Below are 13,912 nucleotides of genomic sequence, written 5' to 3'. Positions count from 1 at the left end.
CACGCCTACTCCCCCGCCAGGCTCTCGATCAGCGCGAGCGAGGCCACGTTGTACGCCGCGATGATCGCGTGCGCCGCCTCGGCGTCGCGCCGCGACAACGCGTCGACCAGCTCGCAGTGGCCCGACCACAGGCGGCCCCGCAGATCGCCCGCGGCGCGCAGGTGCGGAACCGCGTACATCCAGCTCTGTACGCGCAGCCGGTGGAAGAAGTCCGAAAGGTACGCGTTGCCGAACAGCGCGGACAGCTCGCGCCAGAAACGCAGGTCGTAGCCGATGAGGATGTTCAGGTCGCCGGCGGAGGCCGCGCGGGACGCCTCCTCGCCGCGCCTGCGGACACCGGCCAGGTCGTCCGCGGTGAGATCGCGGCCGCGTTCCGGGTCGGCCGCCAGGCCCCGGAAGATGCCGTCGGCGACGAGGCGGCGGGCCTCCAGCATGGCCCGGTGGTCGGCGAGCGAGAACTCGTGGACGCGGAAGCCGCGGTGCTGCGCGGAGTCGAGCAGGCCCTGCGCGGTCAGGTCGACCAGGGCCTCGCGGACGGGCGTGGCCGACACCCCGTAGCCCTCGGCGATCTCCTTGACCGTGAACTCCTGGCCGGGGCTCAGGCGGCCCCCGAGGATCTCGTCGCGCAGCGCGTCCGCGATCTGCTGACGCAGGGTCGAGCGGGTGACGGCTGGGCCGTCGGGTCCGGCTGGCACGTTTTCCCTTTCCGGGGGGGGCGGGTCGTTCGGCGCCGCCAAGGTTACGCGTGCCGGGGCGGGGACCCGCCTGCCCAGGGGCGTCTCGTCGCCGGGTGCGGGCCGTCCCCCGCCCTCGCGCGGCCCCCCGCGCCCCTGGGCCTGGCCGCTACGCCACGTGCTCGTCCGCGGCCTCCAGCGCCCGGTCGAGGGCCGCCAGGCCCTCCTTCAGCTCGCCCTCCGTGATGTTCAGGGCCGGGACCACGTGCGTGCGGTTCATGTTGATGAACGGCCACAGGCCGTTCGCCTTGGCGGCGGCGCCGAACGCGGCCATCGGCGCGTTCGCCGCACCGGCGGCGGCGTACGGCACCAGCGGCTCGCGTGTCTCGCGGTCCCGTACGAGTTCGAGGGCCCAGAACATGCCCACGCCGCGCACCTCGCCCACCGACGGGTGCCGCTCGGCCAGCTCGCGCAGGGCCGGGGCGACGACCTGCGCGCCGAGCCTCGCCGCGTGGTCGACGATGCCCTCCTCCTCCATCACCCTGATCGTGGCGACGGCGGCGGCACAGGCCAGCGGGTGACCGGAGTAGGTGAGGCCACCGGGGTACGGGCGCTTGGCGAACGTCTCGGCGATCGCCGGGGAGATCGCGACGCCGCCCAGCGGCACGTACCCGGAGTTCACGCCCTTGGCGAAGGTCATCAGGTCGGGCGTCACGTCGTACAGGTCCGCGGCGAACCACTTGCCGGTGCGGCCGAAGCCCGCCATGACCTCGTCGAGCACGAAGACGATGCCGTACTTGTCGCACAGCCCGCGCACCCCGGCGAGGTAACCGGCGGGCGGCAGCATGATGCCCGCGGTGCCCGGCACGGTCTCCAGGATGATCGCCGCGACGGTCGAAGGACCCTCGAACCGGATCGTCGTCTCCAGGTGCTCAAGGGCACGCGCGCACTCCTGCTCCTCCGTCTCGGCATAGAAACGAGAGCGGTACAGGAACGGCGCCCAGAAGTGGACAACCCCCGCCGACGCGCTGTCGTTGGCCCAGCGGCGCGGGTCACCGGTGACGTTGATGGCCTGCTCGGTGCCGCCGTGGTACGAGCGGTACGCGGCCAGCACCTTCGGGCGTCCCGTGTGAAGCCGGGCCATCCGCAGGGCGTGCTCGACGGCGTCCGCTCCGGCGTTGGTGAAGAAGATCTTGTCGAGCTCGCCCGGGGTGCGCTCGGCGATGAGGCGTGCGGCCTCCGAGCGCGCCTCGACGGCGAACGCGGGCGCGAACGTCGTCATCGTCGCCGCCTGCTCCTGGATCGCGGCGACGACCTTCGGGTGCTGGTAGCCGATGTTGGTGTAGACGAGACCTGAGGTGAAGTCGAGGTAGCGGTTGCCGTCGTAGTCCCAGAAGTACGAGCCTTCGGCGCCGGCGACGGCGAGCGGGTCGATCAGCTCCTGTGCGGACCAGGAGTGGAAAACGTGCGCGCGGTCCGCGGCCTTGACGGCGGCGCCGACCTGGGGATTCGGCTGAGGGGTCATGGGGCCGAGGGTAGATGTCCACAGCGTGGACGGACCATCGGCGTCCTGTCTGCGCGGCGGCGGGGAACACGACAGTCTGTCGGGTCGGGCCCGGCCGAGTCGGGTCGGGTCGGGTCGGTTGAGATCGGGTCGGGTCGGGTCGGGTCAGCACGTCCGGGGCCCGGGAAAGGCCAGCCGTACCGTGCGCGCCCAGCGGTCGACGCCCAGCTCGGGCCGCAGGGCCGCGAACCCGCCGCAGTACTTCGAGAACTCGGCCGCCCGTACGCCGAACCGGCGCAGCACCTGGTCCGCCTCGCTCAGCGGCCCCCCGGCCTTCGTCTCGACCAGGACGAGCCCGCCGTCCGCCCGCACCGAGCGCCCGCTCCCTGCCTCGGTGACCACGAGGCCCGCGTCGCAGGTCACCCGCTGCCCGTCCGCGACGAACGTGGCCCGCTGGTAGTCGGTGACCAGGGACGGTTCGAGCCCGGCCGGGGCCTCGATGCCGTACGAGCCGCCGAGCACGCCCGCCAGGAACCCGAGCTGGCGCGCGTCGAGCGCGCGGTCGTCGCCGGTGAGGCGGCGGCGGTGCTTGACGGTCTCACCGTGCCGGTTGCTGAGCTTGATCTCGAACTGGCGCTCCCCGGTGTCCCGGTACAGCCGCTCGCGGACCTTGAAGCGGAGCCGGTCGCCACGCCGGTGGTCGTGGTAACTGCGCAGGTCGGCGGTGTCGTAGTACGCGGACCTGTACGCGAACCAGCGCCGCCCGTTCACGGACAGCGCCCGGAACGGGCCGCAGGAGCGCCGCGGGTCGGTCAACAGCGCCGCGAAGTCCTGGAACACCTCGACGGGCACGAGGTAGCTGTGGCCGCGGCGGGCCAGGAGTGCGGCGCGCCCGTTGAGGTCGTCGAGCGAGAGGGGGCGGGCGGCGAGCGCGGCGCGCCCGATGGCGCGTACGGCGGGGGTCACACGGTCTCCTCGGCAAGGGGGCAGCGGTCTTCGTCGTACTACGGGTTGGACGAGCGGGTGCGCCCCATTGTTCCCGAGCTTCCGGCTACCGGAAGTGAACTTCCATGAACTCGGCGTTGTTGTCGTGGTGGTGGTCGTGGTCGTGGTCGGTCCCGTAGTTCTCCGTGCCGTTGACGACATGACCGGCCAGGCCCAGCAGCAGGAAGAGGATGACGAGGACCGTGGCTCCCGTGCTCAGGCGCAGCGGGTGCGTGCCGGAGCGGGCCGCGCCCGGCGGGGCGGGCTCGTCGCCGAAGAGCCGCTTGGGGTAGGCGGGCGTCAGCATCGACACGTACGCGTTGAAACGCATCTCGTAGCGGACGACCGCGGCCGTGGCGGCGAACACCGGATCGGGGAGCCGGCCGAGCACGATCCCGATCAGCCAGAAGACCCAGCTCACGGCGAACCACCCGGACTGCAGCAGGCTGTTGACGACCGCCGCGGGGATCATGAGGATGAGGCGGAAGAGCACCGCGAGGCGGTTCAGCGGCGTCGCCCGCAGCTCGATCCGCACGGGGTGGTCCGGCGCGTAGAACGAGAACGGCGGGTAGCGGTCGACCAGGAGCGCCGCGCTCGCGTTGACCCGGGTCTCGTAGGCGAGGACCGAGCCGAGGAACGAGAAGATCCCGTCGGGCAGCCGCCCCAGGACCAGCGCGGCGAACCAACCCGCCACGGTCACGAGGAACGCGGCGATCGACAGCAGGACGACCACCACGAACTGCGGCACCAGCAGCAGCCACCGCAACAGGATGGTCCAGCGCCGCTGGCGCCCGGCCGCCGGGACGTCCAGAACCGGCAGCCACTCGCCGCCCTCCACCGGGCCGAGGGGCCCCCTGGACTCCCACTGTGCCGCCATCGAGAACTCCCAGCGTACGGATCCGTCGGCCTGACCCCTCCATGCTGTGCGGGTGGCACGGCCCACGCCCCCACAAGGACCCGAACGAGTGATCGGGCAGAGTTGAGCGGTCGAACCCGCTCCCTACGCGAAGGACGTGCGCTCATGCCCGTACTGCTGCTCGACGACGACGAGGTGCGCGCCCGCCTCGACGCCCCCACCGCCGTCCGCGCCGTGCGGGGCGCGCTCCTGGCGGCGCACGAGGGCGGTCTCGACGCGCCCGCGCGAGTCCGCGCCGACCTCGGCGACGGCCATCTGGTGTTCACGGCCGGACGGCTGCGCGCGGAGGGGCTGTTCGGCTTCCGGGCCTATGACACCGCCGTCGGCGCGGAACAACTGGTCGCGGTCTGGGGCAGCGACGACGGGCGGCTGCGGGCCGTGGTGCACGGCGACGAGCTGGGCGCCCGGCGCACCGGAGCGATCGGCGCGGTGGCGGTCGACGCGGCCGCGCGGCCCGGCCCGATACGGCTCGGGCTCGTCGGGGCCGGGGCGCAGGCGTGGACGCAGTTGTGGGCCATCGGTGCCGTACGGCAGGTGGCGGAGGTGACGGTGGCGGCCCGCAGGCCGGAGCGCGCGCAGACGTTCGCGCGGCGCGCGGCCGAGGAGCTGGGGGTCAGGGCGCGGGCCGTACGGGAGCCGGAGCAGGCCGTACGCGACCACGACGTCGTCGTCACCGCCACGCACAGCGCCACGCCTGTCCTGGAGGCCGACTGGATCGCCCCGGGCACACACGTGACGACGCTCGGACCGAAGACGCTCTCGCGCCACGAGGTGCCCGCGGCGCTCGGCGACCGGGCCGACGTGCTCCTCACCGACTCCCTCGCCCAGGCCAACAGCTACAGCGAGCCCCACGTCCTCCCGGCCGACCGGATGGTGGCGCTCGGCGCCGTCCTGGCCGGGGCCGAGCCGGGCCGCACGAGCCCCGAGGACATCACGGTCTTCTGCTCCGTCGGCCTGGCCGGGACCGAGGTCGCCGTCGCGGCCGCGCTGCATGATGCGGTACTCGGTCGACCGGAGGGGTCGACGGTGGCCGGATGAGCCGTCTGCTTGAGCCAGAAGTCGGGACAGGGCCAGCCTGCGGCGCTCCCGGTCGATCTCGCTGACGACGACCGTGACCTCGTCACCGGCCTGGACCACCTCCGACGGATCTGCCACTGGCCTCGATGCGAGGTCGCGCAGGTGGACCAGGCCCTCGATCCCGTCGGTGACCCGGACGAAGGCGCCGAACGGGACCAGTTTGGTGACCCGTCCGCGCAGTGTCTGTCCCAAGGCGGTGCGGTCGGCGAATGCCTGGAAGGGGTCAGGCCGCGTCGCCCGCAAGGACAGTCTGGCCTCCAGGTTCCCCGTGTCGAACTGGAGGAACTCGGCCGAGACGCGCTGTCCGACCCGCACGACGTCGGATGCCGTCTCGAAGGGCAGCCAGGGCAGTTCGGGAGGCGCGATGAACCCGACGCCGGGGAAGACCGGGTGGTCGGGTCCGTCGTCCAACGCCACGAACACCCCGAACGGTTCGATCGCCACGACGGTGCCGGACAGGATCTCGCCGCAGCGCAGTGATTCCAGAAACGCCCAGAGTTCCGGGTTCTCGGACGGACCGCCCATCATGCCCCCGGTCTCTCACCCGGGCATCGACTGGAGCGCCGCGCAGAGCAGTTGGGCGTGGACGAGGTGGGCTTCGTCGTACGGTTCGTGGCGCCAGCTCAGCGGCCAGGTCGCGCCACCGCGCGCCGGCACGGGCACGTACGCGACCAGGTTCGGGCCCGCCGCGAGCGGCGTGACGCCCGGTGGCCAGTACTTGAACGCCGTGCTGCCGACCGGCACCAGGAAGTACACGGGCCGCGCCCCGTTCGCCTGCTGCACCACAGGACCCGGGTCACCGTCCGTCATCGAGGCGAGGAGGTCCGCCACCTCGCGGCCCCGGTCCCCGTCCACGCGCACGGCGTCGAACTGGACGCCTGCCTTGCGGAGTTGGAATCCGGAGCGGGGAATCCAGCCGGACATGACGTCACTTTCCGTATTCATGGTTTCAGGAAACCGTCGACCGGATACCGTCGTCCATGACTCTGTGTCATCGGTCGAGCACGGTTGAGTGGCGACTCCGACCGGTTGAGATCAGTTGAGAGCGGGGGTGACCGCAATGGCGCGGGCCGAGAACAAAGAAGAAGCGGGCGGGGTGACGCGCTTCGTCGGCGACATGGTGAAGGCGATGCGCCTGCAAAAGGGCTGGTCGCAGGAGCAGTTGGCGAAGCGCATCGGGTACACGGCCGCCGCCGTCAGCGCGGTCGAGACGTGCGCGCAGCCCGCGAGCGACGAGATGCTCGTGAAGCTGGAGGAGGTGCTCGGCGGGGACCTCGGCCTCTTCGAGAAGGCGCGCGAGTACATGCTCCTGGAGAAGTACCCGCGCCAGTTCCGGAACTTCGCCGGGATGGAGGCGAAGGTGGTGACCTGGTCCGCGTACGAGACGTACGTGTTCAACGGGCTGTTCCAGACGTCCGAGTACGCGCGCGACCTGATCGGGGGCGGCTTCCCGAAGCTGTCCGACTCCAAGGTCGAGGAGCTGGTCGTAGCCCGAACGGCGCGCAGGAAGCTCTTCGACCGCGAGCCGACCGCGCTGATCGAGATGATCGTCGACGAGTCCGTGCTGCGGAGGCCGTTCGGCAGCTGGGAGACGCACCAGGGGCAGCTGCGCTCGCTCGCCGAGGACGCGCAGCGGCACAATGTGAGCGTCCAAGTGATGCCGCTCAACCGAGGTTTGCGCGGCACACACGCGGGCGTGCGCGGCGACATGACCCTGGTGGAGACCAAGGAGCACCAGCACGTCGTCTACATGGAGATCGAGGACGAGAGCATCCTGGTCAGCAATCCCACCAAGGCGTCCCAACTCGCCCACCGCTATGCGAAGATCCGCTCACAAGCCCTGAGTCCCGACGACTCGCTGAGCCTCATCGAGCGGTTGGCAGGAGAGAAGAACCCATGAGCAACGACACCCGCACCCTTCGGTGGTTCAAGTCGAGCTACAGCAATGACAGCGGCGGCGCGTGCCTCGAAGTCGCCTACGCCTGGCGCAAGTCGTCGTACAGCAACGACAGCGGCGGCAACTGCGTCGAGGTCGCCGCCTGCGCCTGTCACGGCGCGGAGGCGGGCGGGGCGGGTGGGGCCGCCGCGACCGTTCACGTACGCGACTCCAAGGACGTCGCGCTGCCGGGGCTCGCCGTGTCGGCGGGCGCGTGGGCGGCGTTCGTCGCGGAGACCGGCGGCGACCCTCGCTAGGACCAGACCCCCATCCCCAAGAAGTGTCGCAGTTCTACGTAAAACTGCGACACTTCTCCGACCGGGCACCCCTTCCCCGTCGGATCGCACACGTACGCAGAGGGAAGCAGCCCGGATGACCGAGAAGACCCGGCACATCCAGAACCCTCCCGCGCTGACGGCCGTCCACCGCGCGGTGCTCCAGGTCATGGCGGAGTACGGGCCGCGCAGGGTGCCCCGCGTCCAGGTCGCCGAACGCGCGGGCACCGACCGCCAGTTCCTGCGCCGCAACTGGCCCGACCGCGCCCGTCTCCATCACGACGCGGTCGCGAACGAGTTGCGGCGGCTGCTCTCCGTCGCCTCCGAGCTGGCCGACTTCTCCGACAACCCGACCGACGCCTGCTTCTCGATCCGGGTGATCGTGCGCGCGGCGCGCATGGTGCGCGAACACCCGGTGACGCGGGCGACGGCCCGTACGGCCCCCGACCTCCTGCGCTCCGCGTTCCTGCACACGGACACCGGGCTGCACGGCGTCGCCTGGGAGTGGTTCCAGCGCCTGCCCGTCGCCCGGCGGGCACCTTTCGACCGGGATGTCCTGGCGCTGACGCAGCTGCTGTTCACCGTGTCCCTCCCCTACGCCCTCACCCCGGACGACGTTCCGATCGCGGGCGAGGAGACCCGGAAAGAGCTGGACAGCCGACTCGACAGCGCGCTCCACATGTTCCTGCGGCGCACGCCCCGCTGCCCGGCGTGCGCGCCTGACCGACTCGCCTGACTCGCCCTCATGACAGGAGCGTTATGACCGACCGGTTCATCCACACAGTCGAGGTTCCCCTGGGCGACGGAAGCGACGAATCCGTTCGCGTCCAGATCCGGGAGGTGGACGAGGCCCTGGTCCGGGTGGGGCGGGGCGGCCGCTCCGTGGCGAGGGCCGAACGGTCGCTCGGGCAGATGCTCGACACGGTCCGCCCTGTGGCCGAGAGCTTCGTGGGGCGGTTCAAGGGACTCGCGAACGCGCCGGACGAGATCACGCTGCAGTTCGGGGTGTCCCTGTCCGCGGGAGCCGACGTGGTGATAGCCAGCACGGCGACAGCGGCGAACTTCTCCGTGACTCTGGCTTGGAACAGCCGTGATGCGGGTGAGGCCGACGCGCAGAATACGGACTGAGGCCGACACGGGCACGGACACGCATACGGGGTCGCGGGGGAGCGGAGTCCATGGTGACAGTGACGCACGGTCGGGACACCGGGGAGGCGGAACCGTCCCTGGTCGCGGCGACCGTACGGGTCAAGGGGCCGGACGGAACCATCGGCGGCGCGGGCTTTCTGGTCGCCCCCGATCTGGTGGTCACCTGCGCCCACGTAGTCTCGGACGCGCTGCGTCTGCGCCGGGAGGACCCGGTCGGGCCCGGCACCGCCGTCACGATCGACCTGCCGTTGGCGGGCAGCGGGGACGGCGTCGCGGCGGGTGACCACGAGGCCGAGGTCGAGCACTGGGTACCGATCAGGCCGGATCAGACCGGGGACGTCGCGGTACTGCGGACGCGGAACCCCGTCGCGGGGGCCCGGCCGCTGACCATGGCCGACACTCCACGCGGATTCTGGGGCCATGAGTCCCGCGCTGTCGGCTTCACCGACGACAACCCGGACGGCATATGGCACAGCGGCAGGTTCCGTGGCCCCACCGGTCAGGGGTGGATACAGCTCGCGCGGGACGACGGCGAGTCCGTGTACGTCCAGGGAGGATTCAGCGGCAGCCCGGTCTGGGACAGTGAACTCGGCTCCGCTGTCGGGATGATGGTCGCGGCGCAGCCTGTACGCGAGGCCCAGCAGGCATTCGTGCTGCCGGTGCGCACCCTGCTGGCGGACGTGCCCGGCCTCGCCCGGCTGGTGACTCCCACGAACCCGTTCCGCAGCCTGTCCACGTACCAGGAGGACGACGCGGACGTGTTCTTCGGCCGGAACGCCGACGTCGACCGGGTGGTCGACGCGCTGCACGGCGACCGGTCCACCGTCACCCTCTACGGCCCGTCCGGCTGCGGAAAGTCGTCGCTCGCGCGGGCCGGCGTGGTGCCTGCGCTGCGCCGGGAGGGCTATCTGGTGCTCCGGGTGAACGCCGTGCACTCCGCATCCGTACGGACGGCTCTCGCCACCGAGCTGTTCGAGGTCGCGCGGTCGGGGCGGTACGGCGCGCCTCGCGCCGACAACGCGGCCCAAGTGGATGGGTGGCTGGCCGAGTTGGGGCTCGCGGACACCGTGCACCGCGCACTGGGAACGGCGGCCGAGCGGGTCCTCGTCGTACTCGACCAGGCCGAAGCCCTGCTCGACCGCCCCGAGGACGTGACGCGCGACACCGCCGACCTGCTGTTTCCCGAGCGGAGCCGGAGCGGCCTGCGGGTCCTGGTCACCCTGCGGGCCGACTTCATGAACACGGCCCTGAACCACCCCGTTCTCGGCTCCGCCCTCAAACGCGGCCTGACGGTCCCCCTCACTCCCATGGCGGAGGACCAGCTCTTCGAAGTGATCACCGGGCCGGTCGCGCGCGTTCCGGGCGTGGAGTACGACCCCGGCCTCGACCAGCGCATCCTCGCCGACGCGGGCGCCGAACCGGGAGCCCTTCCGCTGCTCGGCTTCGTGCTGCACGAACTCTGGAAGGACATGACCGGCGGGCGGCTGCGCTCCACGGCGTACGACGACCTTCAGGGCGTCTCCGGCGCGTTGAGGCTGCACGCCGAGCACGCGTGGACGGCGTGCGTCGAGAGGGAACCGGGCGACAAGACCCGGGCCGAGGCGCTCCAGTTGCTGACCGGCCTCGTACGTGTCCTGCCGGGCAGCACGGTACCGCTCAGACGCCTGCTCACCCGGGAGGAGGCCGGTGAGACGCGCTGGCGGATCGCGACGGCCCTCGCCGACCGCCGCCTGCTCGTGCTGCACGGGGATGAGGAGCGGACGCAGAGTGTCGAACTCGCACACGAGGCGCTGATCAGCGTCTGGCCGACACTCGCCGAACAGGTGCGGGCCGACGCGGAGTTCCTCGCGGGCCGCGCGGAGCTGGCACACGACCTCGACCGCTGGAAAACGCAGGACAAGTCACCGCAGCTCCTCCCCCAGGCCCTCCACCTCGCGCTGCTGGACAGGCGGCTGCGCGACCGCGAGCCGGAACTGACGTCCGAGGAACGTCACTTCCTCGCCCTCGCCCGACGCCGCGACCGACTGCGCCGCAACGGCAGGCGCGCCACCTGGACGGCGGGCGTGATGGCGCTGGTCCTGGTCGCCGGGCTCAGCGTCTTCCTCACCCAGCAGTCGCGGGCCCGCGTGCAGCGGGCGGCCGAAGGGCGCTCCCGGGCGGTGGCCGTCCAGTCGGACACCTTGGCGGAAAGCAACCCCGTCCAGGCCGCGCTGGCCGCGATCGACGCGTACGAGATCGCCCCCACGAAGGAGGCCCGCAGCGCCCTGTTGCGCCGCTACATGGCACTGCGGGGCGCTGCGTGGACGCTGTCCGGGGCGCAGGGCGAGATCGCGCACACCGCCATGAGCGGGGACGGCAGGGTGACCCTGGTGACGTCGGACCGGGGCCGCGCCACCCTGTTCGTGCGTTCGGCCGGGGGCCGGGTCCGGCTCGAACAGCTCAGGCTCGGCGGCAACGCGGAGGCGCCCGTGATCAGCGCGGACGGCAGCACGATCGCGTATCTGCGCGACAGCGACTGGAAGGTGTTCTGGTCCAAGGTCACGCCCTCCGGGAAGAAGCTCGTGGGAGCATGGCACCAGCTCAGTGCCGCACTCAAGGACGTGTCCGCGGGCGTCCAGGATCTCGACACGAAGGTCATGGCGCTCTCCTCGAACGGGCATCGGCTCGTCAGCGTCCCGGCTGCGGACACGAAGAAGCCGCCGAAGGTATGGGATCTGGCGACGGGGCGGGTACGGACTCTGCCTGAACGGGTCCGGGGGCTCACGGACGTCTGGTTCGGCCCGGACGCGAACACGATCGTGGCCACGCGGGACACCGGGAGCACCGCGCATCCCACGCCCTCTGTGGTGGCGGTCGACGTCCGGACCGGCAGGATGCGCACGCTGGCCCCGTACACGGGCTCGGCCGCGAACGCCACCGTGTCGACCGACGGCAGTCTGGTGGTCGCGTGCCGAGAGACCGATCACGGGAGCGACGACTGGAGCGCGCACTACCGCGCAGTCCGCGTGTCGGACGGCGCCGTGCTCCGCACGTACACGGACAAGGGCAACTGTGGCTCGGTCGCCGTCGACGCGTCGGGCACGCGCGCCGCGCTGTATGACGCGGACGACTCCGACTGGGTACTGCTCGACATCCGGCACGGCGGAAAGGCCCAGCGCTTCCTCGCCCCCTCCCCTTCGACCAACAGCCTTGTGACCGACGCCCCTCAGCTTCCGCTGCTCGGGGCATCGGATCCCGTCTTGGTCGTGCCGGGTTCCGTCGCGGTGACCGCGTGGCAGATGGATCAGGAGGGGCCCCAAGCCTCGACCAGCCCGGTCCTCTTCGACCACGGGACCAAGATGGTTCTCCGCACGGGCAAGCGAAGCGAAACGCTGAACGTCGCGCAGACCGAAGGCGACCAGCGGACGCTCGCCTCGGCGAAGGCCGGGGCCGTCACGGAGGGCAGCGACACATCGCAACTCGAGGTCAACCCGGCGGAAACGCTCGTGGCGGACGTCGCGAAAGGGAACGTCGTCACGGTGCGTGCTCTGCCCTCGCTGCGTCGCGTGGCCGCGTTCACCACGCGGAAGCCGCCCAAAGGCAAGAAGAACGCAGCGGACTCGCTCTCCTTCACGTTCCTCGACGACGACCAGATCGTCACGGCCTCGGGCACACAGATGGAGGTGTGGGACGCGCGGACGGGCAAACGGCTGTACCGGCCCGTCGACCTGTCCCGCCTGCGGCTGACGTCCGTGAGCGACCCCTCGTACGCGGTCGGTCGGCACCGGGAGCACGGTTATGTGGCGGTCACCGTCGCCGGAGATCCCGCCATCCACGCCGTCGACCCGCGCACCGGCAAGGAGAACAAGCGCCTTCGCATACGCCTCAACCGCGACCTCGAAGCGGCGGTGTTCCTGAGGAACCAGAACTACATCGCCGTGATGACGGTGGGAGGGATGGTGGAGCTGTGGTCCGCGCCGCCGGGGCGACCGGCGAGGCGGACCGCCGGGCCGTTCGGGCCGTTGACGACGCCAGGCACATGGGCGGCGGGCGGCTTCGGGAAGACCGGATTCTTTCTGGCGAACGACATGGCCATTCGCTTCTACAAGGCGGACGACCCCGCATACCGCGACTGGTACGACTTCGGGCGTCCCTCGAGCGAATCCGGGGATTCGCTCGACTTCGTCGCGACCGCCAGGGGTGGCACGGCACTGCTGGTGGTCTCGGAGAACGGCGGCCGGTCGACGCTGCTCCGGCTCGACCCCGCCCGGTGGAAGCGCGCCCTGTGCGGTCAACTCGGCCGCGATCTCACCCCCGGCGAGCGAGGCGGCCTGCCCGGCACACTGCCCGAGCACCCCTGCGGCCGGTGAATCCGCTGTGCCCCTCACGGCCGGGGCGGCAACGCCAGCCCCCACGCCCCCGCCCGCACCGCCCACGTGCGGCGCCGCACCGGGCCCGTGACCACCGCGTCCGCGCGGTAGCGGAAGTCCGCGCCGGTCACCGTGACCGTGCGGGCATCGGCGTGGAGCGGGGAAGGGGGCGGGGCCGTGCCGGGGGCCGTCAGGGCCGGGTGCACCTCGACGCGGGCGTAGCCGGTACGGGCGGCCGGGCCCACGGAGACGCCGGCGACCGGGTGGTCGAGGTCGGCCAGGGTGACGCCGTCCGCCTCCACCCTCAGCCGGGTCGGTGCCGCGTCGTCCGGGGCGGCGGCGCGCGCCGGGCGGGCCGTGAAGCCACGGACGAGCGAGCGGCAGGTGCTCAGCCACGGGTGCGCAGGCGGGGAGGCGGGGCGTGCGGCACCCCGCCCGTCCCGCAGCGGCGGAATCGTGAGGCCGCCGAGGACCACCCCGTCGCTGTCGTCGACCAGCAGGTCCATGCGGCGCTCCGCCCCGTCGAGCACCGCACGCGCCGCCGCCACCGCGCCCGTGGGCACGCCGAGCGAACGGGCCAGCGAGACCGCGCCGCCCACCGGAACCATGGAGAGCACCGATCCGGCCAGGTCACGCTCGCGGTGCAGGAGCGAGACGACCCTCAGCAGCGCTCGGTCGTCGCCGACCACCACGGGGCGCCGCTCCCCCCGCTTGGCCAGCGCTTTCGCCCATTCCTCCGGGCCGTCCGGCAGGCAGAGCCGGACGGTGGCGCCCGCGCACAGCACGTCCTTCGCGATCCGTACCGACTCGCCGTCCGCACGCCGCGCGGCGGGGTCCACGATCATCAGGAGCTGCCGCGACAGCCCGTCGCCCACACGCTCAGCCGACCGGTCCGGACGATCCAATGGCGCCACCTCGGCCTTGCCTCACTTCCTCGGGTAGCATCTTTGTGCAAGAGCCCCTTGCGCTATTGCGCCAGGGGCTTCGTCTATTCCGGGGCACCCCGAGGCTCACCAGGGCACCACCGTCGCACGGCGGCCGCGCCCCT

The 13,912-nt window shown here is 71.8% G+C and carries 12 protein-coding genes and 1 pseudogene; 6 read left to right on the top strand and 7 right to left on the bottom strand.

From position 1 onward, the window contains the following. Positions 1 to 5: 5 nt before the first annotated feature. The 4 genes from OFY01_RS13585 to OFY01_RS13570 all read right to left on the bottom strand — a co-directional run bounded on the left by OFY01_RS13585 (position 6) and on the right by OFY01_RS13570 (position 4,039). Positions 6 to 695 (bottom strand): GntR family transcriptional regulator, encoded by a 690-nt coding sequence (locus OFY01_RS13585; protein WP_266599620.1) that lies wholly within the window; start codon positions 693 to 695, stop codon positions 6 to 8. Between the two features lie 148 nt (positions 696 to 843). Beyond that, positions 844 to 2,199: an aspartate aminotransferase family protein gene (locus OFY01_RS13580; RefSeq protein WP_266599618.1), complete on the bottom strand. Its 1,356-nt coding sequence runs from the start codon at positions 2,197 to 2,199 to the stop codon at positions 844 to 846. Between the two features lie 144 nt (positions 2,200 to 2,343). Beyond that, a complete protein-coding gene (locus OFY01_RS13575) occupies positions 2,344 to 3,144 on the bottom strand; it encodes a VTC domain-containing protein (RefSeq protein ID WP_266599616.1) in 801 nt (266 codons plus the stop codon). 85 nt (positions 3,145 to 3,229) lie between these two features. Beyond that, entirely contained in the window at positions 3,230 to 4,039 is an 810-nt protein-coding gene (locus OFY01_RS13570) for a DUF4389 domain-containing protein (protein ID WP_266599614.1), read from the bottom strand. Between the two features lie 144 nt (positions 4,040 to 4,183). On the opposite strand from OFY01_RS13570, the gene OFY01_RS13565 reads away from it, so the two are divergent. Further along, positions 4,184 to 5,116, top strand: a complete 933-nt coding sequence (locus OFY01_RS13565) for an ornithine cyclodeaminase family protein (RefSeq protein ID WP_266599612.1) — start codon at positions 4,184 to 4,186, stop codon at positions 5,114 to 5,116. Between the two features lie 81 nt (positions 5,117 to 5,197). Here OFY01_RS13565 and OFY01_RS13560 read toward each other — a convergent pair. Both OFY01_RS13560 and OFY01_RS13555 read right to left on the bottom strand, forming a co-directional pair. Then, positions 5,198 to 5,680 (bottom strand): annotated as a pseudogene (locus OFY01_RS13560) (S1 RNA-binding domain-containing protein); the annotation flags it as partial. A 15-nt stretch (positions 5,681 to 5,695) separates the two neighbouring features. Further along, positions 5,696 to 6,100: a hypothetical protein gene (locus OFY01_RS13555; protein ID WP_266599610.1), complete on the bottom strand. Its 405-nt coding sequence runs from the start codon at positions 6,098 to 6,100 to the stop codon at positions 5,696 to 5,698. Between the two features lie 115 nt (positions 6,101 to 6,215). On the opposite strand from OFY01_RS13555, the gene OFY01_RS13550 reads away from it, so the two are divergent. From OFY01_RS13550 to OFY01_RS13530, 5 genes are all read left to right on the top strand, one after another. Beyond that, entirely contained in the window at positions 6,216 to 7,055 is an 840-nt protein-coding gene (locus OFY01_RS13550; RefSeq protein WP_266599679.1) for a helix-turn-helix domain-containing protein, read from the top strand. After that, positions 7,052 to 7,348, top strand: coding sequence for a DUF397 domain-containing protein (locus OFY01_RS13545; RefSeq protein WP_266599608.1), 297 nt, complete (start codon positions 7,052 to 7,054; stop codon positions 7,346 to 7,348). The genes OFY01_RS13550 and OFY01_RS13545 overlap by 4 nt, the downstream gene beginning before the upstream one ends. Before the next feature lie 115 nt (positions 7,349 to 7,463). Continuing rightward, positions 7,464 to 8,102 (top strand): hypothetical protein, encoded by a 639-nt coding sequence (locus OFY01_RS13540; protein WP_266599606.1) that lies wholly within the window; start codon positions 7,464 to 7,466, stop codon positions 8,100 to 8,102. Positions 8,103 to 8,125: 23 nt separating this feature from the next. Further along, the gene (locus OFY01_RS13535) at positions 8,126 to 8,494 is read left to right on the top strand and encodes a CU044_2847 family protein (RefSeq protein WP_266599604.1); all 369 of its coding nucleotides are present in this window, start codon (positions 8,126 to 8,128) and stop codon (positions 8,492 to 8,494) included. 50 nt (positions 8,495 to 8,544) lie between these two features. Further along, the gene (locus tag OFY01_RS13530) at positions 8,545 to 12,864 is read left to right on the top strand and encodes an nSTAND1 domain-containing NTPase (RefSeq protein ID WP_266599602.1); all 4,320 of its coding nucleotides are present in this window, start codon (positions 8,545 to 8,547) and stop codon (positions 12,862 to 12,864) included. A 14-nt stretch (positions 12,865 to 12,878) separates the two neighbouring features. On the opposite strand, the gene OFY01_RS13525 is transcribed toward OFY01_RS13530, so the two are convergent. After that, positions 12,879 to 13,709: a diacylglycerol kinase catalytic domain-containing protein gene (locus tag OFY01_RS13525; protein WP_266599677.1), complete on the bottom strand. Its 831-nt coding sequence runs from the start codon at positions 13,707 to 13,709 to the stop codon at positions 12,879 to 12,881. Positions 13,710 to 13,912 lie beyond the last annotated feature (203 nt).

The sequence above is a fragment of the Streptomyces beihaiensis genome (assembly GCF_026274175.1).
GTDB classification, from domain to species: Bacteria; Actinomycetota; Actinomycetes; order Streptomycetales; family Streptomycetaceae; genus Streptomyces; species Streptomyces beihaiensis.
Note: the sequence above shows the minus strand (reverse complement) of the source record. Positions and strands in the feature narration are given on the sequence as shown.

What these genes read in the sequence shown, in the direction of transcription:
- OFY01_RS13545 (WP_266599608.1), top strand. Translation starts at nt 7,052, where the DNA reads ATGAGCAACGACACCCGCACCCTTCGGTGGTTCAAGTCGAGCTACAGC.
- OFY01_RS13555 (WP_266599610.1), bottom strand. Translation starts at nt 6,100, where the DNA reads ATGAATACGGAAAGTGACGTCATGTCCGGCTGGATTCCCCGCTCCGGA.
- OFY01_RS13565 (WP_266599612.1), top strand. Translation starts at nt 4,184, where the DNA reads ATGCCCGTACTGCTGCTCGACGACGACGAGGTGCGCGCCCGCCTCGAC.
- OFY01_RS13580 (WP_266599618.1), bottom strand. Translation starts at nt 2,199, where the DNA reads ATGACCCCTCAGCCGAATCCCCAGGTCGGCGCCGCCGTCAAGGCCGCG.
- OFY01_RS13530 (WP_266599602.1), top strand. Translation starts at nt 8,545, where the DNA reads ATGGTGACAGTGACGCACGGTCGGGACACCGGGGAGGCGGAACCGTCC.
- OFY01_RS13540 (WP_266599606.1), top strand. Translation starts at nt 7,464, where the DNA reads ATGACCGAGAAGACCCGGCACATCCAGAACCCTCCCGCGCTGACGGCC.
- OFY01_RS13550 (WP_266599679.1), top strand. Translation starts at nt 6,216, where the DNA reads ATGGCGCGGGCCGAGAACAAAGAAGAAGCGGGCGGGGTGACGCGCTTC.
- OFY01_RS13525 (WP_266599677.1), bottom strand. Translation starts at nt 13,709, where the DNA reads ATGATCGTGGACCCCGCCGCGCGGCGTGCGGACGGCGAGTCGGTACGG.
- OFY01_RS13535 (WP_266599604.1), top strand. Translation starts at nt 8,126, where the DNA reads ATGACCGACCGGTTCATCCACACAGTCGAGGTTCCCCTGGGCGACGGA.
- OFY01_RS13570 (WP_266599614.1), bottom strand. Translation starts at nt 4,039, where the DNA reads ATGGCGGCACAGTGGGAGTCCAGGGGGCCCCTCGGCCCGGTGGAGGGC.